Annotated in this window: 20 protein-coding genes; 5 read left to right on the top strand and 15 right to left on the bottom strand. The window is 44.3% G+C overall.

Annotation, left to right across the window (positions count from 1 at the left end):
- Nucleotides 1-69: 69 nt before the first annotated feature.
- Together AB4329_RS13120 and btsR are read left to right on the top strand one after the other, a co-directional pair.
- Nucleotides 70-1,740, top strand: coding sequence for a sensor histidine kinase (locus AB4329_RS13120; protein WP_017071388.1), 1,671 nt, complete (start codon nt 70-72; stop codon nt 1,738-1,740).
- A 105-nt stretch (nt 1,741-1,845) separates the two neighbouring features.
- Nucleotides 1,846-2,577, top strand: a complete 732-nt coding sequence (gene btsR, locus AB4329_RS13115) for a two-component system response regulator BtsR (protein WP_055319044.1) — start codon at nt 1,846-1,848, stop codon at nt 2,575-2,577.
- A 156-nt stretch (nt 2,578-2,733) separates the two neighbouring features.
- Here btsR and ispH read toward each other — a convergent pair whose 3' ends face one another.
- The 6 genes from ispH to murJ form a co-directional block, all read right to left on the bottom strand.
- Complete coding sequence (ispH, locus tag AB4329_RS13110; RefSeq protein ID WP_029235087.1) at nt 2,734-3,690, bottom strand: 4-hydroxy-3-methylbut-2-enyl diphosphate reductase; 957 nt, start codon at nt 3,688-3,690, stop codon at nt 2,734-2,736.
- Between the two features lie 156 nt (nt 3,691-3,846).
- Nucleotides 3,847-4,278, bottom strand: coding sequence for an FKBP-type peptidyl-prolyl cis-trans isomerase (gene fkpB / locus AB4329_RS13105; protein ID WP_017059345.1), 432 nt, complete (start codon nt 4,276-4,278; stop codon nt 3,847-3,849).
- 149 nt (nt 4,279-4,427) lie between these two features.
- Complete coding sequence (lspA, locus tag AB4329_RS13100; RefSeq protein WP_004739521.1) at nt 4,428-4,928, bottom strand: signal peptidase II; 501 nt, start codon at nt 4,926-4,928, stop codon at nt 4,428-4,430.
- Between the two features lie 157 nt (nt 4,929-5,085).
- Nucleotides 5,086-7,944, bottom strand: coding sequence for an isoleucine--tRNA ligase (ileS, locus tag AB4329_RS13095; RefSeq protein ID WP_372115682.1), 2,859 nt, complete (start codon nt 7,942-7,944; stop codon nt 5,086-5,088).
- Between the two features lie 63 nt (nt 7,945-8,007).
- Nucleotides 8,008-8,943, bottom strand: coding sequence for a bifunctional riboflavin kinase/FAD synthetase (gene ribF / locus AB4329_RS13090; protein ID WP_017062867.1), 936 nt, complete (start codon nt 8,941-8,943; stop codon nt 8,008-8,010).
- Nucleotides 8,944-9,013: 70 nt separating this feature from the next.
- Nucleotides 9,014-10,576, bottom strand: a complete 1,563-nt coding sequence (gene murJ, locus AB4329_RS13085; protein WP_032545655.1) for a murein biosynthesis integral membrane protein MurJ — start codon at nt 10,574-10,576, stop codon at nt 9,014-9,016.
- Nucleotides 10,577-10,827: 251 nt separating this feature from the next.
- Between murJ and rpsT the strand changes: the two genes are divergently transcribed.
- A complete protein-coding gene (rpsT, locus tag AB4329_RS13080; protein WP_004739529.1) occupies nt 10,828-11,088 on the top strand; it encodes a 30S ribosomal protein S20 in 261 nt (86 codons plus the stop codon).
- Between the two features lie 357 nt (nt 11,089-11,445).
- Here rpsT and AB4329_RS13075 read toward each other — a convergent pair whose 3' ends face one another.
- Nucleotides 11,446-11,739 carry a metalloregulator ArsR/SmtB family transcription factor gene (locus tag AB4329_RS13075; protein WP_004735028.1) on the bottom strand — a complete coding sequence of 98 codons (294 nt, stop codon included), beginning with the start codon at nt 11,737-11,739 and terminating at the stop codon, nt 11,446-11,448.
- A gap of 100 nt (nt 11,740-11,839) precedes the next feature.
- Nucleotides 11,840-12,730: a transcriptional activator NhaR gene (nhaR, locus tag AB4329_RS13070; protein ID WP_017070067.1), complete on the bottom strand. Its 891-nt coding sequence runs from the start codon at nt 12,728-12,730 to the stop codon at nt 11,840-11,842.
- A 389-nt stretch (nt 12,731-13,119) separates the two neighbouring features.
- Here nhaR and AB4329_RS13065 point away from each other — a divergent pair, with 389 nt between their 5' ends.
- The gene (locus AB4329_RS13065; RefSeq protein ID WP_017059340.1) at nt 13,120-14,265 is read left to right on the top strand and encodes a Na/Pi symporter; all 1,146 of its coding nucleotides are present in this window, start codon (nt 13,120-13,122) and stop codon (nt 14,263-14,265) included.
- A gap of 259 nt (nt 14,266-14,524) precedes the next feature.
- On the opposite strand, the gene AB4329_RS13060 is transcribed toward AB4329_RS13065, so the two are convergent.
- From AB4329_RS13060 to rppH, 5 genes are read right to left on the bottom strand one after another with little or no spacing between them, the layout of a single operon-like run.
- Nucleotides 14,525-15,376, bottom strand: coding sequence for a thymidylate synthase (locus tag AB4329_RS13060; RefSeq protein WP_017059339.1), 852 nt, complete (start codon nt 15,374-15,376; stop codon nt 14,525-14,527).
- Between the two features lie 9 nt (nt 15,377-15,385).
- Nucleotides 15,386-16,207, bottom strand: coding sequence for a prolipoprotein diacylglyceryl transferase (lgt, locus tag AB4329_RS13055; protein WP_017059338.1), 822 nt, complete (start codon nt 16,205-16,207; stop codon nt 15,386-15,388).
- Nucleotides 16,208-16,264: 57 nt separating this feature from the next.
- Nucleotides 16,265-17,056: a sulfite exporter TauE/SafE family protein gene (locus AB4329_RS13050; RefSeq protein ID WP_017059337.1), complete on the bottom strand. Its 792-nt coding sequence runs from the start codon at nt 17,054-17,056 to the stop codon at nt 16,265-16,267.
- A gap of 8 nt (nt 17,057-17,064) precedes the next feature.
- Nucleotides 17,065-19,314 (bottom strand): phosphoenolpyruvate--protein phosphotransferase, encoded by a 2,250-nt coding sequence (gene ptsP, locus AB4329_RS13045; RefSeq protein WP_372138488.1) that lies wholly within the window; start codon nt 19,312-19,314, stop codon nt 17,065-17,067.
- A 2-nt stretch (nt 19,315-19,316) separates the two neighbouring features.
- Complete coding sequence (gene rppH / locus AB4329_RS13040) at nt 19,317-19,835, bottom strand: RNA pyrophosphohydrolase (RefSeq protein ID WP_017059335.1); 519 nt, start codon at nt 19,833-19,835, stop codon at nt 19,317-19,319.
- Nucleotides 19,836-20,451: 616 nt separating this feature from the next.
- On the opposite strand from rppH, the gene mutH reads away from it, so the two are divergent.
- On the top strand, nt 20,452-21,117 hold the full coding sequence (gene mutH / locus AB4329_RS13035; protein ID WP_032546406.1) for a DNA mismatch repair endonuclease MutH: 666 nt from the start codon (nt 20,452-20,454) through the stop codon (nt 21,115-21,117).
- Nucleotides 21,118-21,205: 88 nt separating this feature from the next.
- Here mutH and AB4329_RS13030 read toward each other — a convergent pair whose 3' ends face one another.
- Both AB4329_RS13030 and AB4329_RS13025 read right to left on the bottom strand, forming a co-directional pair.
- Nucleotides 21,206-21,517 carry a DUF6482 family protein gene (locus AB4329_RS13030; RefSeq protein WP_004735016.1) on the bottom strand — a complete coding sequence of 104 codons (312 nt, stop codon included), beginning with the start codon at nt 21,515-21,517 and terminating at the stop codon, nt 21,206-21,208.
- A gap of 214 nt (nt 21,518-21,731) precedes the next feature.
- A complete protein-coding gene (locus AB4329_RS13025) occupies nt 21,732-21,983 on the bottom strand; it encodes a hypothetical protein (protein ID WP_017059332.1) in 252 nt (83 codons plus the stop codon).
- Between the last annotated feature and the right edge of the window lie 116 nt (nt 21,984-22,099).

Raw genomic sequence — 22,099 nt, 5'->3', positions numbered from 1 at the left:
AACACAAGCAAAGCTACCGTTACCAAGCAATGAGCTTTACACTTAACAAGCGTCTCAATAGGTGAAAATATGGAACTCATTCTCTCTCTGCTGCAACAAACCTGCGTCTACTTAGTGATTGCTTACATGCTGAGTAAAACCCCACTGATTCTCCCTTTGTTGAGCATCTCTTCACGCTTAGGCCATAAGATCAGCTGCTACGTTCTGTTCTCCCTATTCTGTATTATGGGCACCTATTTCGGACTGCAAATCAATGATGCCATCGCCAACACGCGAGCGATGGGCGCGGTAATGGGCGGTTTGTTTGGTGGTCCTGTAGTTGGCTTTGCGGTCGGCTTTACTGGCGGGATTCATCGCTATTCATTGGGTGGATTTACGGACTTAGCTTGTGCTATCTCAACGACAGCAGAAGGCTTGATTGGTGGCCTGCTGCATGTGTACTTAGTCAGAAAGAACAAAGCCAGTCAGCTGTTTAATCCGCTGGTAGTGTTCTCTGTCACCCTATTTGCAGAAATTATTCAAATGTTGATTCTGCTCGCAGTCGCCAAACCATTTGAGCAGTCCTACGCGCTTGTTTCCGATATTGCCGCGCCAATGATCATTGCCAACTCTGTGGGTGCAGCACTGTTCATGAGCATCATCCAAGACAGAAAGACCATCTTCGAGAAATACTCCGCCACCTTCTCACGCCGCGCACTTACTATTGCCGAGCGTTCGGTAGGTATTCTGCATGGCGGCTTCACTTCCGATAACGCACAAAAGATCGTGCGTATCGTTTATGAAGAAACTAATGTTGGTGCCGTGGCGATTACCGACCGAGAAAAAATCCTCGCGTTCGTCGGCATTGGCGATGAGCACCATATTCCAAATACCCCTATTTCATCGCAAAGTACCCTCACCTCGATGGAAAAGAACGACATCATCTACCTTGACGGCAAAGAGAACCCATACCAATGCTCCTTGTCGCAGGATTGTAAATTGGGTTCTGCGTTGATTATTCCATTGCGCGCGGGTAACGAAGTGGTCGGCACCATCAAGCTCTATGAGCCAAAGCTGAAACTATTCTCAACTATCAATATGTCGATGGGTGAAGGTATCGCTCAACTATTATCGAGCCAGATCCTATTTAGCAACTACCAGCAGCAGCAAACGCTACTGACACAAGCAGAAATCAAACTGCTGCACGCTCAAGTGAACCCGCACTTCTTGTTCAATGCGCTTAATACTATCAGCGCAGTAACACGTCGTGACCCAGATAAAGCTCGAGAGTTGATTCAACACCTGTCTCACTTCTTTAGAAGCAACCTAAAGCAGAACATCAACACCGTGAAGCTCAAAGACGAACTGGCACACGTCAACGCTTACCTGACCATAGAGAAAGCACGCTTTACCGATCGACTAGAAGTGGAATGGGATATCGACCCGCAGTTATATGAATCTCAATTGCCGAGCTTTACCCTGCAACCGCTGGTAGAAAACGCCATCAAACATGGGATATCTAATATGTTGGAAGGCGGTAAAGTAAAGATCTCTAGCGAGGCTTTCGAGGGTGGGTTCAAGTTAACCGTTGAAGACAATGCAGGTAATTATCAGAAGCCATCTCAAGATCATGTAGGATTAGGGATGGAAATTGTTGATAAACGACTCACTAATTTCTTTGGACAAGATTCAGCACTAAAAATAGAATCTCAACCACAGCAATTTACTCGAATGAGCTTTATCATACCTATACTCAAATAATGGTATTTTCGGAGACGGATCGCTCCGAGTTGAAACATTTAGAAGCAGACATTTAAAAGATAAGCGTGAACCAAGCAGGGATAGAACCAAGATGAAGATTGTAGGATGTTAAAGGCACTAGTTATCGATGATGAGCTTTTTGCTCGCGAAGAGCTGATTGAGCTGCTGACTGAAACAGGAGAAGTGGAAGTCATTGGCCAAGCGAGTAATGCAATTGAAGGGCTAAAGCAAATCAACCTTCTCAAGCCTGACGTGGTGTATTTGGACATTCAAATGCCTCAGGTTACTGGGATTGAATTGCTGAGCATGCTTGACCCGGAAACCATGCCTTATGTGGTGTTTGTGACCGCCTACGATCAATATGCGATTCAAGCCTTTGAAGACAATGCCTTTGACTACCTACTCAAACCCGTCGAACCTTGTCGATTAAACAAGAGTGTTTGCCGTCTGAATAAGGTCATCAAGCAGAATCAGAAAGCGCCAGCACAAGACATCTCTGCGATTGCTCCCTGCCACTTAGAGCAGATTCCGTGTATTGGTCATAACCGCATTGTGATCATGGCAAGCCAAACGGTTGAATGCGCCTATTCTGATATCAGTGGCGTGCATGTTCGTAGCTCATCACAAACAGCAACCTCGCAACTAACCCTGAAGATCTTGGAAGAAAAGACCGATTTGATCCGCTGCCATCGACAATATTTGATCAACATAAAATCGATCCAAGAGATCAAGTTACTAGAGAATGGATTAGCCGAGATCATTACCCTGACTGGCTTTGAAGTCCCGGTGAGTCGTCGTTATTTAAAGACTTTAAAAGAGCAACTCGGTCTCCAGTAACGCGTTAGAATTAGACGCCTTGTTCCAAAGCACGATCAAAAAAGCCAACGTATCAACGTTGGCTTCCTGCTGTTTACAAATCAATAGTGTTTGCAAATCGATAGTGTTTGCAAATCGATAGTGTTACGCATCGATCTTGTCACCAATCAATAGAGATTAGTCGACTTGCTTAATCTGTAGCTCTTTTGGTACTTCAAAGAACATGTTCTCTTCACGACCTTGAATCTCTTCAACGTCAGTCGCACCTAGCTCACGAATACGATCTAGAATTTGGTTTACCAGCTCTTCAGGAGCAGAAGCACCGGCTGTTACACCGATTTTCTTTTTCCCTTCAACCCACTCGGTTTGAATGTCTTCAGGACAGTCAGTTAGGTAGCCTGGTGTGCCTAGTTTCTCAGCTAGCTCTTTTAGACGAGTTGAATTCGATGAGTTCTTAGAACCAACCACTATCACCACATCAACGTCATTCGCCATCTCACGCACAGCGTCTTGACGGTTTTGAGTCGCGTAACAGATGTCGTCTTTACGTGGGCCTTGAATCTCAGGGAACACTCGACGTAGCTCTTCAATCACATCTGCAGTTTCATCTACTGATAGCGTAGTTTGGCTAACATAGTGCAGGTTACTTGGATCATTCACCACGAGGTTCTGTACGTCCTCTGGTCTTTCAACCAAGTACATACCACCAGTTTGGCTCGCGTACTGACCCATAGTGCCTTCCACTTCAGGGTGACCTGCGTGGCCAATCAGTACCACTTCCATATGTTTGCGGCTCGCACGAGCAACCTCCATATGAACTTTAGTCACCAAAGGACACGTCGCATCAAATACCGTTAACTCACGCTCTTTCGCTTCTTTACGAACCGCTTGAGAAACACCGTGAGCCGAAAAGATCACGATGTTGTCGTCTGGCACCTCACTCAGTTCTTCGACAAAAATAGCACCACGCTGCTTGAGCCCCTCAACAACAAAGCGGTTGTGTACCACTTCATGGCGAACATAGATCGGTGGCTGATACATTTCGAGTGCACGCTCTACGATGCTGATCGCACGATCGACACCGGCACAAAAGCCACGAGGGTTAGCTAACATTATTTTCATTTCATTGCTCATCATTTACCGCGGTACTAAGGTTGCTTCTATAGAGTTCGCCGTCAGCGAGGTTCGCATTCTACAGTGAAGCGTCTAGACAGTGAAGCTCTGGGTGAGATCACAGCTGTAAGGCTATCTTATTCTAGCGTGAAGACAGCTATTCTAACGTTAAGAGAGTTATTCTACCGTTAAGATATTGACGTCAAAGCTAACGTCTTGACCAGCGAGTGGGTGATTAAAATCAACCGTCACTGAATCACCTGCGATCTCAGTAATAATACCTGGAATTTCCATACCGTCAGGACCTGAAAATGCCATGATAGTGCCCACTTCAACTTCAGAGTCGCCAACAAACTTAGCACGATCCATATAGTGAATATGATCTGGGTTTGGCATACCAAACGCGTCTTCCGCCTTCAGTTCGATAGACTTTTCAGTGCCGGCTTCAAGTCCAAGTAAGCACGCTTCAAAGTTCTCACTTAGGCTGCCATCACCCATGACGAACTTCGCTGGTTTGCCCATGTTCTCCGTACTATCGGCAACTGAACCATCCTTCATTTTAATCGTAAAATGTAGAGTTACTGCTGAATCATTTTTAATTGCTGCCACGTTACTTTCCTTAGACTTCTTTATTATTTGAGGATGCGCTGTGCTTTGCTTCCTTGTTGACTGAAGCATAAAAAAAAGCGCCGTCGGAATCAACCGACAGCGCTTAGGGCTATTCTATTCTGTGAGTCATAGACTGACTTTGAAGCAAGCTATTTGCTTTCGTCTTTCTTACGGAAACCATCTAAGATGATCATCGCAGCACCGATACAGATTCCCATATCCGCTAAGTTAAATGCAGGCCAGTGGTAAGTGCCCCAGTAGAAGTCTAAGTAATCGACAACAAAGCCATGTACGACTCGGTCAAACACATTACCTACTGCACCACCAATGATGATCGCATAAGCAATGTTATTCCACTTCTCTGTTGCTGGTAGTTTGCTCATCCAGTACGTCAGCATACCTGTTACCGCAAATGCGATACCCGTAAATAACCAACGCTGCCAACCACTTTGATCACTCAAGAAGCTAAACGCTGCACCGTAGTTATGCACGTACAAAAAGTTAAAGAATGGCAGCACCTCAATACGGTTTGCCCAACCATAACCCATATTGTCCATGACAAAGAGTTTAATGCCGATATCAGCCAAGAAGACCAATAGAGCCAGCCATAACCAACGTACACCAGATTGTTTTAACGAAACTTCACTCATTTCTATTCCTAGTATTTACGAAGTTGGTATTCATTGTTAGTCACTTTAAGTGACCTTGATTACCAACTTGGTTAAACACATTTCCTATAACTAAAAATAACCCCAGTTGATACTGGGGCTATGATTTTTACAAAAAGTTCAGTCTTTCTCTGAGCGGTTATGCGAATTTACGCACTTCGCCTTCACCGTCAATGTTCGACACACAACGACCACAAACTTTCTCGTGACCTTCGATAGTGCCTACATCTGGAGTGTGGTGCCAGCAACGGTCACACTTCTCAGCTTCAGTCGCCGCTACTTCAACGAATAGACCTTCAACGTCTGTCGCTTGAGCCGCATCAGACTTCTCGCTCAGTGGCTTAACAACCGCAGCAGAAGTGATAAGTACGAAACGTAGCTCATCTTCTAGCTTGTTGATCTTAGCCGCTAGTGCGTCGTCAGCGTATAGAGTAACTTCAGCTTGCAATGCACCACCGATTGTTTTCTCTTTACGAGCGTCTTCAAGAAGCTTGTTCACTGCGCCACGAACGGTTTGGATTTCAGCCCAGAACTCGTTGCTTAGCTCTTCGCCTTCAGCAAGACCAAATAGACCTTCGAACCACTCACCAGTGAATACGAACTTGTCACGTTGACCAGGCATCTCGTTCCAGATTTCATCTGCAGTGAACGACATGATAGGTGCCATCCAACGAACTAGAGCTTCTACGATGTAGTAAAGCGCAGTCTGACAGCTACGTTGAGCATGGCTGCCCTGCTTCGCTGTGTACTGACGGTCTTTGATTACGTCTAGGTAGAAAGAACCCATTTCGATAGAACAGAACTGCATTAGACGTTGAGTCACACCGTGAGTGTTGTACTCGCCGTATGCTTTAACAATCTCTTCTTGTGCAGCTTGAGCACGGCCAACAGCCCAGCGATCAAGTGCAACCATCTCTTCAGCAGGAACTAGGTCAGTTTCAGGGTTGAAACCGTTCAAGTTCGCTAGGAAGAAACGAGCCGTGTTACGAATACGACGGTAAGCATCCGCTGAACGCTTCAGGATTTCATCAGAAACCGCAACTTCACCCGTGTAGTCTGTAGAAGCAACCCATAGACGCAGGATATCTGCACCTAGCTTGTTAGTTACGTCTTTAGGAGCAACAACGTTACCGATAGATTTAGACATCTTACGGCCGTTACCATCCACTACGAAACCGTGCGTTAGTACTTGCTTGTACGGTGCTTCGTCTTTCATCGCGATAGATGAAATTAGAGAAGACTGGAACCAGCCACGGTGTTGGTCTGAACCTTCAAGGTAAAGATCAGCACTGTGAGTGCGCTCTTCGTTCGGGAAGTTGTACTCTTCACGAGAATCAACAACAGAGAAGTGCGTAACACCTGAGTCGAACCATACGTCTAGCGTATCCATTACTTTTTCGTACTTATCAGCGTCTTCTGCGCCCATAAGTTCAGCAGCGTCTACATCCCACCAAGCTTGAATGCCTTTCTCTTCAACTAGCTTCGCAACTTTTTCAATAAGCGCTGGGCTTTCTGGGTGAAGTTCTGCTGTTTCTTTATGAACAAACAAAGCAATTGGCACACCCCAAGTACGTTGACGAGAGATACACCACTCAGGACGACCTTCAACCATGCCTTCGATACGGCTTTGACCCCATTCAGGCAACCACTCAACACTCTTGATTGACTCTAGTGCTTTAGCACGTAGGCCAGCTTGATCCATAGAGATGAACCATTGTGGTGTTGCGCGGAAGATGATTGGAGTTTTGTGTCTCCAACAGTGTGGGTAGCTGTGCTCGTAAGCGTGGTGATGCAGAAGTGCACCTTTCTCTTTTAGAACTTCTAAAACAGAGTCGTTCGCTTTGAATACGTGCTGACCAGCAAATAGCTCTGTATCTGGCAGGTAAACGCCGTTAGAACCAACTGGGTTAGCGATTTCTAGGTTGTACTTTTTACCAACCACGAAATCTTCTTGACCGTGACCAGGCGCAGTGTGAACCACACCAGTACCTGAATCTGTTGTTACGTGATCGCCAAGAACTGCAGGAACAGTAAAGTCGTAGAACGGGTGGTTGAACTGAGAAAGCTCAAGATCAGCACCTGTAGCAAAACCAAGGTTGTGGAAGTGCTCGATACCTGCACGATCCATTACGTCTTTTGCTAGTTCAGAAGCAACAACGATACGTTGAGCAGGCTGGTCGCCATTCGCTTCAACTTGGATAAGCACGTATTCAAGATCATCACGTAGACATACTGCGCGGTTAGCAGGCAGAGTCCATGGTGTTGTTGTCCAGATAACGATAGAAATTTCGCCTTGACCCGCATGACCTTCAGCTAGAGTAAATTTCTCTAGAAGCGCCGCTTCGTCAGCTGCTGTAAATTTCACATCGATAGATGGAGAAACTTTATCTTTGTATTCAACTTCAGCTTCAGCCAGAGCAGAACCACAATCAGTACACCAGTGAACGGGTTTGAAACCTTTAAGAAGGTGACCTTTGTCTGCGATTTTGCCAAGAGAACGAATGATGTTCGCTTCTGTGCCAAAATCCATAGTGCGATAAGGTTTGTCCCACTCGCCCATGATGCCAAGACGTTTGAAGCTCTCTTTCTGACCTTCAACTTGACCCGCAGCGTACTTTCGACACTCTTCGCGGAATTCAGCCGCCGAAATCTTCTGACCAGGCTTACCTTTCTTCTTCTCAACCATTAGCTCGATTGGAAGACCGTGACAGTCCCAACCAGGGATGTACGGTGCATCAAAACCAGAAAGGGTCTTAGATTTGATAATAATGTCTTTAAGAATCTTATTCAGCGCGTGGCCAATGTGAATATCGCCGTTCGCGTATGGAGGGCCATCATGCAGTACGAAAGATTTTTTACCTTTCTTTGCCTTACGGATTTCGCCGTAAAGATCTTCTTTGTACCAACGCTTCAGCATTTCTGGCTCACGATTTGCCAGATTGCCGCGCATTGGGAACCCTGTTTCTGGTAAGTTCAGGGTATCTTTATAATCACTCATCGATTCTTAATTCCGTTATATTGGGCGAAGTTAGACATTATGTTAATCGGTGGAATCATCCGATTAATTCTTTAGCTGAAGCAGCCACACCCTTGCGGCTTCAGCATCCAATTCTATTTGATTCTTTAGTGCGTCGAACGATTCAAATTTTATCTCGTCGCGCAGTTTGTGCAAAAGTCGTACTTCTAACTGTTTACCATATAAATTGGCTTTAAAGTCAAAAAAATGCACTTCCAATTGCTGCCTTACCCCATTAACTGTTGGTCGTTGTCCAATATTAGCAACGCCACCGACAGGAACACCGTCGATATCCAAAGCTTCAACAACATACACTCCCGATACAGGAGAAACACAACGCTTTAATGGAATATTAGCGGTAGGGAAACCGATAGTTCTCCCTAGTTTTCGACCATGGGACACTCGACCACTAATACTGTAATCACGTCCTAACATGGTAGCACTTGCAGCCAAGTCATCGACCGCTAATGCATTTCGTATCTCAGTACTGCTTACTCGTAATTGGTTTAAGCAATAGCTTTGGGTGCTGACCACCTCAAAACCGTACTTCTCGCCCGCCTCTTTGAGCATAGCGAAATTACCGGTACGACCTTTACCAAAGCAAAAATCGTCACCAACCACCAAGAACTTCACACCAAGCTTATCAACCAAAAGATCCTTAATGAATGCTTCCGCGGATAAACTTGCAAAATACTGATTAAAATTAACACACAATAAGCGACTGATATCTAGCTTACTCAGTTGCACGTATTTGTCTCGTAAACGAGTTAAACGTGCTGGCGCTCTATCTCGGGCAAACAGCTCCATAGGCTGCGGTTCAAACGTCATAACAACAGAAGGTAGCCCTAATGCTGCAGCTTGTTTAGAAACCTGACTCAAAACCTCTTGATGTCCTAAATGAACACCATCGAAGTTACCTATGGTTAATACACAGCCATGATGCTGCGCTTTAATATTGTGTATACCTCGGATCAGTTCCATTATGATCAGCTAAAACCTGTTATTTGCATCATTTATTGTGTGAAACCGACGGATTATATACTAATCAGTATTAATCTGTCGCTGCTTTTAAATGTTTTACTCGGATACCTAAAATCAGTACCGAAACAATATAAACAAAGCCACCAAGTCCAATCAAGCCAGTTAATGTCAGCGCTCTCTGGCTAAAGCTCCATTCAAGCCAATGTTGCATATTATCCAGCTGCCATAAAATAGCCGCTACCATCACCACACCTGAGATAATTAATTTGGCACTGAACAACAAGGTTGTCTTAGTTAATTGATACACACCCGCAAGGTGCAATCCTCGATATAACAAGGCCATATTCACAAAGGCAGACAGTGCCGTCGCAATCGCCAAACCCACATAGCCATAAAAATAAGCAAAGATCGCGTTAAACACCATATTGGTCACCATAGCGATAATGCCGTACTTAACCGGTGTTTTGGTATCTTGGCGAGAGTAATAGCCCGGAGCTAAAACTTTAATCAGCATGAAATTAAGCAAGCCTGATGCGTAAGCTACCAATGACATCGATGCTTGCTGTACATCGTGTGGAGAGAACTCACCACGCATAAATAGCACCATCAACATGGGTTTAGCTAAAACGATAAGACCTAACATCGCAGGAATACCAAGCAGCAACACCATGCGCACGCCCCAATCCATGGTATGCGCGAACCCTTCCCCTTGAGCATCTACGTGTTTACGAGACAAAGCAGGAAGAATGACAGTCGCAATCGCGATACCGAATAAACCGAGAGGAAATTCAAGCAGTCGGTCTGAGTAGTACAACCAACTGATAGAGCCTGTTGCGAGGAAGCTGGCAATAAAGGTATCAAACAATAAGTTGATTTGGCTGACCGATACACCGAACAGAGCAGGGATCATTAATGTGCGGATCTTAACCACACCCGGGTCTCTCCATCCCCACTTCGGCTTAACCAACACACCCGCTTTGATCAAGAAAGGCATTTGGAAAAGGAATTGGACTAAGCCACCAAGAAACACACCAATAGCCAAACCAATTTCTGGTTGTTCTAAATTAGGTGAGATAAACCATGCAGCGCCTATGATCATCACGTTCAAGAACACAGGAGTAAAAGAAGAGACCGCAAATTTACCTAATGTATTAAGAATGGCACCAGATAAAGCGACGAAGGTGATAAACCATAAATAAGGAAAGGTAATCTTGAGCATAAAGCTCGCTAGCTCAAATTTGGGTGCTGATGGGCCATCATTTAGCCAGTCGATAAACCAACCCGCACCAAACATCGCGGTGATCACGCCAGAGCCCAATACCCCGATGACGGTGACAATAGAAACTAAAACCCCGAGCGTCCCCGACACCTTAGCAATTAAATCTCGTGTCTTATCTTTATCACCTGCGGCGTGATATTCCGTTAATACAGGAACAAACGCTTGAGAAAACGCACCTTCTGCAAAAAGTCGACGTAAGAAATTAGGAATTTTATTAGCGAAGAAAAATACGTCGGCACTCGCTCCTGCCCCCATCAAATTTGCTACTACTACATCACGTACTAGCCCCAATACACGGGAAACAAAAGTCATTGCGCTGACAATCAGGCCTGACTTTAATAGTCGTTTACTCACAGAAACCTCTGACACTGGTTGATTACTTTCAAGCGAGGATAAATACTATCCTGTCCTAAGAAGCATATTTATTAGCATTGGTCTAAAAATGCTGTTAGAATCCCCGCCATCTTAACCGCGATGACCTTTCCATACCAAAGTTTGTTTGGCTACGATTGGTTTTTGCACAAATCATTTGACAATTAAGCGCTAATGAGGGATAGTCCTCGCCCTTAAATTGTCACCGAACTAAGTTTTTGGGAGTTAGACCCTTGGCAAACAGTAAATCTGCTAAGAAGCGCGCTATCCAAGCTGAGAAACGTCGCCAGCACAATGCTAGCCGTCGTTCTATGATGCGCACTTACATGAAAAAGACTATCGCAGCTATCGCAGCTGGTGATAAAGAAGCTGCAACTGCTGCTCTTGTAGAAGTTACACCACTTCTTGACCGTATGGCGACTAAAGGCCTTATTCATAAGAATAAAGCTGCACGTCATAAGTCTCGTTTCGCTGCTGCAATCAAAGCTCTTTAATAGAAATTTGATTACAACGCAAAACGAAAAAAACCGGCCTAGGCCGGTTTTTTTATATCTAAATTTTGAGTAACACAGCGATTTTTCTTGCTGAACATTACTTAGCTTACTTAAAAGCACGTGGTTTGCCGGCAGATACCAACTTACTAAAAGTTACTAAAAGGTATATCGCTTACTAAAGGCATATCGCTGACCGATAGACAACTAAGCATATAAAAAATAGACAACTAGAAAATAAACAGACAAGAAAATAGATAGGTTGGTAAATAGATAGGCACTAACATTCGACATGAAATACTGACACTTCCTTGTGTCATTCTATCACTGATAAGAAATCCCCCTCCCACCAGCAATAAGCTACTTGCAGTAAATACCATGCAGTAGGTTAATCATCGCTTTTACTTCTTCACTACTCAATGTGTAATACACAGTTTGAGCTTCTTTGCGAGTTTCGACCAAACCATCTCTTCTCAACCAAGCAAGATGTTGAGATAAAGCAGACTGACTCAGTTCCAACTTGCCACACAACTCCCCAACCGACAGTTCAGTGCCATGTAATAGGCACAAAATCTGTAAGCGACGCTCGTTAGCCATGGCTTTGAGTAGAATCACAGCTTGTGCTGAGTTCTTCTCCATCTCTTTTAAGTTCATAGTTTGGCTCCCTACAACCTTTACGCCAACTACGGGCTATCAGTATTTCCGGCATATTGCGGAGTTATGATAATCGATATCAATTCATTAACAAACTATCTCACTCGAACAATTTGCTAAAATCTGCGTCACATACGTTTTTTACTGCTGGATGTTGGATCATCCTCTCAGCAAATATGACGTAGTACTCCTCTTTTAACTCTTCAATACCGCCTAATAGTTGCAGTGATGTGTCGTCTTCCACTTCAGACATATAAAGCGTCGGTGCTAAAAATATTACGTCATGATGGTAACGAGCAAAAGCCTTCATCAATGCGGCATCATCAAACTCACCTAAAATATCTGGCTTAAGCCCTTGTCTATCAAACCATTGCAGCACTTTACGACCCATTGAGGTTCGGCTGCCAGGGATCAAAAGCTTTCTTTGCTCCAATACAGCAGGGAAATTAACCCCTTCAACCTGACCTGAACTAAAAAAGCTCATTCCACTCTCACCCAGCTTTTTACTGAACAGGCCCGGGCTTTGACTAGAGTCCACCGGACAGTCAGACAAAATCATATCGAGCTTATGTTGAGAGAGTTGCTCAAGTAGCATTTCATGGGTCGATTCAAAACAGCGCAAGTGAATGCTGTTATCTGGAGGGATGGTCGACATCAGTATCTTACTGACGAGTCTTTTAGAGAGCGCATCCGCGACGCCAACATCAAACAGAATATTGGAGTGCTGGCTGTAATTCACGATGTCCAGCATCTCGTAACTCAGGCCAAACATACGATCGGCATATTTAAAGACCAGTTGCCCAAGCTCTGTAGGCTCAACACTTCGGCCATTACGCTTGGTCAACTTGCCATCCATGCGTTCTTCTAAGGCTTTTATCTGCCCCGTTACCGTTTGTGGTGTTAGGAATAGGGCTTCTGCAGCTTTAGTAACAGAGCCTTGCTTGCAAACCATCCAGAAGTAATACAGATGGTTGTAGTTGAGATGCGACATAGATGTGCCGTAATAAAAGAGTAGATACCCTTTTATATCAAATATGACACCGCCACTCAACAAACTCGGAAAAACCTAACCAAACATAGATTCACCACTTATTTTTTCGAAGTGTCTGATTTCATAATGTAATATTTCATCGATTATTTTCAATTTTTTTCTAACTTTTAAGATCTATATCACCTATAGAATTTCCATTAAAAAACAATTTAAAACAACAACTTAAAACAACCACATTAGCAATTGGAATATTTAAAGAGTAAATCATCACAAAAAAGTCGCACCTAAACCAAAATGTAATATTACTGAAATATTTCCCCTCTAACATCACGCTCAGATTAAACAAACAGACCAAACACAGACTTAAACGGTCCAATGGAGAAAACATTATGAACCAAGCTACTACTGCAGCAGCGCCTATCTCGAGCACTACTCGTTGGCTACGCTGGGCTAACTTGGCATTCATGCTTTACCTACTATTACTTTCAGTTTCAATGGTTGGTACAGGCTTCAAATGGGCAACAGGCGAGCAAGCAAAGGTTCTTTTCGAATTTGCTTCACACCCAGTTGCAGGCTTAATGATTGGTTTAGTAGCAACAGCGCTTATTCAATCATCAAGTACAGTTACTTCAATTATCGTTGGCCTTGTGGCAGGTGGTTTACCTGTTGAGCTAGCAATTCCTATGATCATGGGTGCTAACATTGGTACTACGGTAACCAATACGCTAGTTAGCCTTGGTCACGTTCGTTGTAAAGAAGAGTTCAAACGTGCATTCGCAAGTGCGACAATCCACGACTTCTTTAACCTATTAGCCGTTGCTATCTTCCTACCACTAGAGATGGCGTTTGGAATTCTAGAGAAAATTTCTCACTGGTTAGTATCACCGATGCTAGCAACAGGTGATATGAGCATGGGTGGTCTTAACTTCATCAAGCCAATCACTAAGCCTGTTGTAAGTGCGATTAAAGAACCACTATCAACGTTTGGCGACACTGTTGGCGGCATCATGCTTATCGCTCTAGGTATCGCAACTATCTTCGTAGCTATTACTGTAATGGGTAAGCTGATGAAGAGCCTAATGGTTGGTCGTGCTCGTGAGATTCTAAAGAACGCAATCGGTCGTGGTCCAATCCACGGTATCGCTTCTGGCTCTATCGTGACTATCCTTGTTCAGTCTTCTTCTACGACAACAAGCTTGATGGTTCCACTAGTAGGTTCAGGTGTTCTTAAAGTACGTGACGTTTACCCATTCACTCTGGGTGCAAACATCGGTACATGTATTACGGCTCTACTTGCAGCTACAGCAGTGTCTGGTGAGTTCGCAGTATTCGCACTACAAATTGCTCTAGTACACTTGGTGTTCAACATCATGTCAACGGTATTCATCTTCGGTATCCCGTTCCTACGTGAACTTCCAGTTAAAGCGGCAGACATGATTTCAGACATGGCTGTGAAGAACAAAGCTGTAGTGGCTGGTTACCTTGTTGCGGTATTCCTTGTACTGCCTGGTAGCGTGTTAGCTCTTACCGCTTAATAGCAAAATAAACATCGCTTATAGCAAAGCCCGCTACCTCCTAGGTTGCGGGCTTTTTCTTTTTAAGAGCAGATACGGGATTCGTGTAAGCGAGTATCGAAGAGAAAGAGCCAATGCGCGTTGAGAGTATACGAGTAACATAAAGCATCACACAGCATATGATTTCTCTGCTCTTCGAATCTCGATTACTCGTCACTGTAACTTAGATACAAAAAAGGCTGCACAGAGGCAGCCTTTCAATCAAACAAAGCGAGTGAGATTAAACCGAGAATGGGTACTTAATCGCTTCGTGGCATTCGTAACCTTCAACCCAGAAGTCATCCATCGTTACCCATGTTTCCAAATCTTCTAGAGACTTAATCTGAGGATTGATATGGAATGTTGGGCCAGCTAACGGCTCACGCTTTAACTGGATATCACGCATAGGTGCAAGTTGATCTTCGTAAATATGAGCATTTACTAGCTTATGGTAAGCCACGCCAGCTTTCTTACCCGTGATTTGCGCCATGATAGCTAGGAAGACATACACTTGAACCATGTTGAAGTTCAGGCCTAGGGGTACATCGCAAGAGCGCTGAGTGCTGTTTAGGTACAGAGTATCACCAAGTAGTGAGAAGTGATGGCTGTACATACACGGACGCAAACATCCCATGTGGAACTCACCTGGGTTGTAGAAGTTTAAGATCTCGCCGCGGTCATCAATACCGTTAGTTAGATCATCAACAATCTTCTTCAGTTGGTCGATATGACCGCCGTCAGGTTTTGCCCATGCACGTCCTTGAACGCCATAAACACGGCCCATGTCATCTTCACCCTTGCGGTAAGGGTTATTCAGCCATGCTTCATTCAGGTTAGAATTCGCATCCCAAGTTTTAGTCCCTAGCTTACGAAAATCTTCAGCATTGTCGTAACCACGGATATAGCCAAGCAGCTCAGCAACTGCGGCTTTCCAAAAACTCTTACGCGTTGTTACCAGTGGGAATTGGTTATTACCAACATCATATTCAAGGTCAGCATTGATCACGGTTAGGCAACGCTTGCCCGTGCGTTCATTTTCAATCCAAGTACCGTCATCAACGATACGCTGACAGAGATCTAAATACTGTTTCACACCAATTCCTTACTTCGTTTGTTGTGGTAATTCGTCTTTGTAGTGACCACGCTTGTATGCCCACACCATCATCAGCACACCGATGATAACCATTGGCAGTGACAAAATTTGTCCCATAGAGATAAACCCACCGAACAAACCTAGGTGAGCATCAGGTTCACGTACGTATTCTACTAAGAAGCGGAATGTACCATATCCAGCTAGGAATAACCCTGATACAGAACCAAGAGGACGCGGCTTTTTGATAAACCAGTTCAAGATGAAGAACAGCACGATACCTTCAAGCGCCATCTCGTAAAGTTGAGATGGGTGACGAGGAAGTGGACCACCGTTAGGGAACACAATCGCCCATGGCACATCAGTCACACGGCCCCAAAGCTCGCTGTTCATGAAGTTACCTAGACGGCCCATACCTAAACCAAATGGGACGAGTGGTGCAATCATGTCTGCCACGCCAAAGAAGGTGCGACCATTCTTTTTCGCATACCAGAACATTGCGGTGATAACACCCAGCAAGCCACCGTGGAAAGACATACCGCCAGTCCATACCTTAAATAGGTACAGTGGGTCTGCTAGGAAAAGGTCAAAGTTGTAGAAAAGTACGTAGCCAATACGACCACCCAACACCACACCTAGAAAGCCAGCAAACAGTAAGTCTGATACTTGCTCTCGAGTCCAACCACTACCCGGTTGATCAGCTCGGCGATTTGCTAACCAAAGAGCAAACATAAAACCGACAAGGTACATTAGGCCGTACCAACGAACTGAGATTGGTCCTAGTTCAATAAGAACAGGATCGATATTTGGGAATTCGATAAAACCCTGAGACATACTTGGCTCTCTATCTAAATTGATTAACGGTTAGCTCAATGACTAACAGAAAAGACACTACAGCAGCATTGTGGCTGCTATAAACATTAAAAATACCGCAAAGAATTTCTTCAGCACAGGGGTTGGCAATTGAGTGGCCAGTTTCGCACCCACTCGAGTGGTCAAAACTGAGGTACAAGATATCGCGATCAAAGCCGGTAGATAAACATAACCCAAGCTATACGCAGGAAGATCATCGACAGAAGATCCATGCCAAATGAAACCTAGCATTCCCGAAATCGCGATAACACAACCGCATACCGAAGATGAGCCGACGGCTTTACGCATTTCCACACCGTGATGGTTAAGGAAAGGTACCGATAAAGACCCACCGCCAATGCCCGCTAAGCTTGATACCAAACCAATCCCGCCGCCACACAACACGGTTTTAGCTGAACCCGGCATCGATTTTTGGCTCTTGGAGCGAATCGACAATAGCATTTGCAACGCCAACACCAAAACAATCACACCAAAGACTTTTGGTAAGTATTGAGCTGGAATTACATCGGCCACGAAAGAGCCGAGGAAGCCACCTATCACCACACCTGGCATCAACCATTTAACGACAAACATCTCTACGTTACCCAACTTTAGATGGTTAATCGCAGACGATCCCGACGTAACGATGATGGTTGATAGCGAAGTAGCCAATGCCATTTGCATCGCAAACTCTTGGGGGATACCCGCTTTAGGAAGCAAAAACAGTAAGGCAGGAACAACCAGCAAACCACCACCAATGCCTAGCAAGCCTGCTAAAACACCAACAATAGCACCAAGGCCCGCTAACAAGCCTATCAGTTCATATGACACGTTAAATCCTATTTTTTACCTGCTCGAATGAAGCCTGTAAATTCACGCTCTTCGAAATAGTTCAGCATCATACTATAGATGTCACTACCATACGGTTTTGAAAGTGCCTTATTTGCCAAATCCTGTAATTCAGCCAAGTTCGATTGACGAATCAAATATTTGGTTCTTGCGACATTCGAGGTATTCATACTTAACGTCTCATACCCCAATCCAATCAATAGCAGCGCGCCCATCGGGTCACCGGCTAACTCGCCACAAATACAAACAGGTAATTGATATTGCTTACAAGTATCATGAATTTTTTTTAATGCCATGATCACCGCAGGGTGCATTGATTCATAGACATCGGATACTCGTGAATTGTTCCGATCAACCGCTAATAAATATTGGGTTAAGTCGTTGGTACCGACTGAAACAAAGTCGACCTTATGCGCAATCAGCGGCAGTATGTACAGCATGGATGGCACTTCAATCATGATACCAACGCGAGGCATACGCACTCGGTTATCAAGCTCATGCACTTCATCATACGCTTGTTCAATCAACTGTAGCGCGTCATCCAACTCCTGTGCACCAGAGATCATCGGCAGCAAAATACTCAAGTTATGGCTTTCACAGCTCGCACGTAGCATGGCACGTAACTGAATAATAAAGATGTCAGGATGATCGAGCGTAAACCGAATACCACGCCAACCAAGGAATGGATTGTCCTCTTCGATAGGAAAATACGGTAAGGCCTTATCACCACCGATATCGAGTGTACGCATCACCACTTGTTTCTCTGGGTAGCTTGCCAGTACAGAACGATACTGCTTGAATTGTTCATCCTCTGACGGGAATCTTTGCTGCAACAAGAAAGAAATTTCAGTTCGATACAGCCCTACGCCATCAACGCCTTGGTTGATAGCGATGTTAGTGTCTGCACTTAAACCCGCATTAAGCAGAATCTCGACTTGCTTGTTGTCTTGCGTTTTTGCCGGTAGGTACAGCTCGCGATTGACCATAGAGGAGAGCTCACTCTCTTCTAGAATCAGCCCTCGATACTCTTTGAGCAGGCTTTTAGTCGGCTCAATAAAGATCTCACCGCTATACCCATCAACAATCGCTCGCTTGCCATTAGCTTGAGCTAGGTTGAGGTTTACCCCCATGACGGAAGGTATGCCAAGCGCTCGAGATAAAATCGCTGCGTGCGAGTTCGCCGCCCCTTCCAAGGAAATCACCGCTAAGAGCTTTTCTTTGGGAATAGACGCTAATACCGAAGCGGTTAACTCACGAACCACTAGGATAATCGGCTTATCTAACGTGCGAAGTTCATGTTCAGAGTTGTGGAGGAAATAGAGCAGCCTTTGTCCGAGCTCTCGGATGTCTTGTGCTCTCTCACGAAGATACACGTCCGACATACGAGCAAAGCGATTAGAATAACTCTCTACAACCTGTCTTAGTGCCCAATCGGCTTTATCGCCTTTCTGGATTTGGCTTTTTAGATCCTTACGCAGCATAGGATCGTTGAGTAAGTGAGTAAACAGGTCAAAGATCGCCAACGCATCTTTATTGATTTCGCTATCTAAGCGCTTTCGCATGCGCTTAAAGTCATTGAGGGCGTTTTCAACCGCTACCGCCAACAACTCATGCTCTCTCTCTATATTGAGCGTCGAAGCAGGATAAACATCGGTGAGTTCAGGCTGAGTGTTGTCCCACCATAAGTCACCAATCGCCACGCCCGATGAAGCTGCAATACCTTTAGTAGCCGGTAGCTTCTGTTGCTCTAACAGCCAATGGCCTTGAGTTTGGGCGTGCGCCACAATAACGGCAAGTTGTGCAGAGAGCGTGACAAGGAAGGATTCTTCCATCTCACTAAATAAACGTGGGGTCTTCTGTTGAATGACCAATACACCGAGCACTTGCTTGCGGTGGATAATCGGAGTACCGAGAAAAGAGTGATAGACGTTTTCTCCAAGCTCTGGAAAAAACTTATAAGCAGGGTGAGCAGACGCTTGTGCAAGGTTGATAGGTTCAGCACTTCTTTTAACAAGGCCAACCAGACCTTCGTCAAAACCAATGTGAATGCTATTGCCTTTGAAGATCAGGCCTTGAGTTGCCATCAACTCAAGGCGCTGCATATCATTATTTGCCAAATACACGGTGCAACATTCCGTCTGCATCGCACTGCATGTCTCTTTAACCAAAATATCAAGAGCCGTCGACACATCTTCAACTCTTGATACGTGTTCAACTATTTCCCTTAGTTGACTGAGCATGCTTAACCTCTACGCAATTTGCGCTTTCCTTTTATTTTTCGCTCTTTAAACGGCATTGCTAAAGATGCGAACTCTTTCATCGCTCGACGGTAAACATCTCGCTTGAAAGAAACAACTTGTCGAACTGGGTACCAGTAACTCACCCAACGCCAACCATCAAACTCAGGTGTACTTCCACGCTGCATATTGATATGCGATTCATCGCAATCTAAGCGCAAAAGGAACCACTTCTGTTTTTGTCCAATACAGACAGGTTTAGAATCCCACCGAACCAGTCGTTTGGGTAGCTTGTAGCGTAACCAATGACGACTTGTCGCGACGATCTTTACATCCTTTTTAGTAAGGCCAACCTCTTCATACAACTCGCGGTACATTGCCTGTTCCGGAGTCTCACCTTCATCTATTCCCCCTTGAGGGAATTGCCATGAATGTTGCCCGTATCGTTTAGCCCAGAAGACCTGACCATGGTTGTTACAGATTACAATACCAACATTTAATCGGTAACCATCGCCATCTATCACTGGCCAACCTCTATCTAAATTTTTAATTACTCTGATTTTTCCACATATCCCCAATCGGAGCAAACTTAGTGACGTGATAAGCGCTATATTTATGAATAATAACTAGGAATATGGATAAGTTTTGCTCAAATTCTAGTTACCCACACAATAGTGAGACATAGACCACATTTATTCACCTTTTCTGTGAATAACTATGTGAAGAATTACCCGCAATCGTTTTTTTTAATCCATAGATTCATCAACACCAAAAACAACAAATCAGTCAAAATAATTTTATTATTATATAAATCAGTAAATTAAAATAACATTCTAGTTTTAAAAAACATTAGAAATGTAAAAGATCTTTCAGAAACCTGACATGGTTAAAGATCAACCACTCCGATGTTTATCCACACTACTAAGTGAAAGATTCATTTTGAACCCCATTTGGCAAGCATTTTATCCACCATAAACCCCTGTTTATTTATCCACTAAATTAATATTTCAATTAATTACCTTTATGTCCTGTGGATAACCCTGAGTTTGATCCCTTCTCTCGCAAGGAGATCATTTCTTAACCAGTCGTCATTTGGTGATAACTTCTGATAAAATCATTTTTTTGATCATGCCTTTTATTATGAAACCAGAACCACAAACACAACAAGAGCTGTTAGAGCGCGCGTATGCCATCGCCGGAATGACCTTTAAAGAGCTCGCTGACGAAGCTGAGATGGTGATGCCAAACGACCTTAAGCGTGATAAAGGCTGGGTTGGGCAGCTATTGGAATGGCACTTGGGTGCACCTGCAGGCAGTAAGCCAGAACAAGATTTTGCCAAGCTCGGTATCGAGCTAAAAAGCATTCCGATTAGCTACTCTGGCAAGCCACTCGAAACCACCTTTGTGTGTGTTGCTCCTTTGATGGGTGTGCAAGGCATAACTTGGGAAACCAGCCACGTTCGAAACAAGCTGTCTAAGGTGTTGTGGATCCCTGTCGAGGGAGAAAGAGAGATCCCGCTAGCAGAGAGGCATGTAGGATCCCCATTATTATGGACACCTAGCCAAGCTGAAGACGAACTCTTGAAGCGAGATTGGGAAGAACTGATGGAGTTGATCGTTTTAGGCAATGTTGAACAGATAACAGCAAGACACGGTGAAGCACTGCATTTACGTCCGAAGGCTGCTAACAGTCGTGTGTTAACGGAAGCTTACGGTGCAAGCGGAAAACCTATCAAAACTAAACCACGTGGTTTCTATCTGCGAACTCAATTCACCCATAAATTACTGACAACACATTACGCATAGATCGTTTAATCGAGCCTCGATAGCCAAAACTATCAGTGCGTTAAAAAACAGTCTGGAATTAGAATCAATATCTCGCTACCAACGCCTCTTAATGAGGTTTGAGCGCCAGTTCAATATCACAGTAGCTTTGGCTTGGCTCATTACCAAACTCATCATAGGCGTTGTGTAAGCGAAGATACGCCTTTTCAAAGCCGAGCCGGAGTAACTCCTCTTTCACTTGATCCAAGGATCCAAAGTGAAGCGGCTCGCCGTCTTGCTTTACCGGTTCTAGCTTATGTTTGTACTCCACCGCCAATAGATATTCTGAAATATCAGAACAGCCAATAACGTACACTTTGGGTGTTTGATAAGAGTCTTTGTGCTCTCCATGTAACCACATGTCTAATTGATGCTTTTGCATAGCCGGCCTCCCTTGCTCTATAAAGCTTAGTAGAACTCTTTTCCTTTACTAGATAACGACTTAAAAAAGCACAGATCTCGGCTTAAAAAAGCAAAAAAGAGAAGCAAGCGCTTCTCTTTTTTGGCCAGTTCTAGTTCAAAAGTTTGCACTTTCGACGCCATAACTATCACTGTTAATTATCTTAGGGGTTGAAAGGTGCTATCAACCCCGCAGATTACGTCGGTATTCGCGCACTTAAGACACGACGAAGGTGACGTACTCGACGTTCAATCGTGACGACTTCTGGTTCAGAAAAACCAATCGGTCGACCGTCAGCTTCAAGACCAATATCTCTTAATAAGTGAGTATTGTTCCATGGCAGCTCATATGAACTACGACGAACTTTTCGTTGCCATTCGCGCTCTTCACGACGAAGATCGGCACGGATAAGGACTGTTGCTAATTTTAAATATACTGAGTGACGCATAATAACTCTCCAGTTGTTGAATCAACTGAGGAAAAATAGCGTGTTAGATAGTATGAGGGCTTCTCACTTAGCTGCTATTTTTCCGCAGCCAAATAAGGATACGGATCTATTAGTTA

Source organism: Vibrio sp. 10N.261.54.A5, assembly GCF_041471145.1.
Lineage (GTDB): Bacteria > Pseudomonadota > Gammaproteobacteria > Enterobacterales > Vibrionaceae > Vibrio > Vibrio crassostreae_C.
The sequence above is the reverse complement of the archived record's forward strand: the minus strand, read 5'-3'. Positions and strand labels throughout refer to the sequence as shown.

Excerpts from the sequence above, each read along its gene's own strand:
- AB4329_RS13065 (WP_017059340.1), top strand. The coding sequence starts at position 13,120 with ATGAACCAAGCTACTACTGCAGCAGCGCCTATCTCGAGCACTACTCGT.
- lgt (WP_017059338.1), bottom strand. The coding sequence starts at position 16,207 with ATGTCTCAGGGTTTTATCGAATTCCCAAATATCGATCCTGTTCTTATT.
- ileS (WP_372115682.1), bottom strand. The coding sequence starts at position 7,944 with ATGAGTGATTATAAAGATACCCTGAACTTACCAGAAACAGGGTTCCCA.
- AB4329_RS13075 (WP_004735028.1), bottom strand. The coding sequence starts at position 11,739 with ATGAACTTAAAAGAGATGGAGAAGAACTCAGCACAAGCTGTGATTCTA.
- mutH (WP_032546406.1), top strand. The coding sequence starts at position 20,452 with ATGAAACCAGAACCACAAACACAACAAGAGCTGTTAGAGCGCGCGTAT.
- nhaR (WP_017070067.1), bottom strand. The coding sequence starts at position 12,730 with ATGTCGCATCTCAACTACAACCATCTGTATTACTTCTGGATGGTTTGC.
- AB4329_RS13030 (WP_004735016.1), bottom strand. The coding sequence starts at position 21,517 with ATGCAAAAGCATCAATTAGACATGTGGTTACATGGAGAGCACAAAGAC.
- AB4329_RS13120 (WP_017071388.1), top strand. The coding sequence starts at position 70 with ATGGAACTCATTCTCTCTCTGCTGCAACAAACCTGCGTCTACTTAGTG.
- AB4329_RS13025 (WP_017059332.1), bottom strand. The coding sequence starts at position 21,983 with ATGCGTCACTCAGTATATTTAAAATTAGCAACAGTCCTTATCCGTGCC.
- lspA (WP_004739521.1), bottom strand. The coding sequence starts at position 4,928 with ATGAGTGAAGTTTCGTTAAAACAATCTGGTGTACGTTGGTTATGGCTG.
- ptsP (WP_372138488.1), bottom strand. The coding sequence starts at position 19,314 with ATGCTCAGTCAACTAAGGGAAATAGTTGAACACGTATCAAGAGTTGAA.
- ribF (WP_017062867.1), bottom strand. The coding sequence starts at position 8,943 with ATGGAACTGATCCGAGGTATACACAATATTAAAGCGCAGCATCATGGC.
- ispH (WP_029235087.1), bottom strand. The coding sequence starts at position 3,690 with ATGAGCAATGAAATGAAAATAATGTTAGCTAACCCTCGTGGCTTTTGT.
- btsR (WP_055319044.1), top strand. The coding sequence starts at position 1,846 with ATGTTAAAGGCACTAGTTATCGATGATGAGCTTTTTGCTCGCGAAGAG.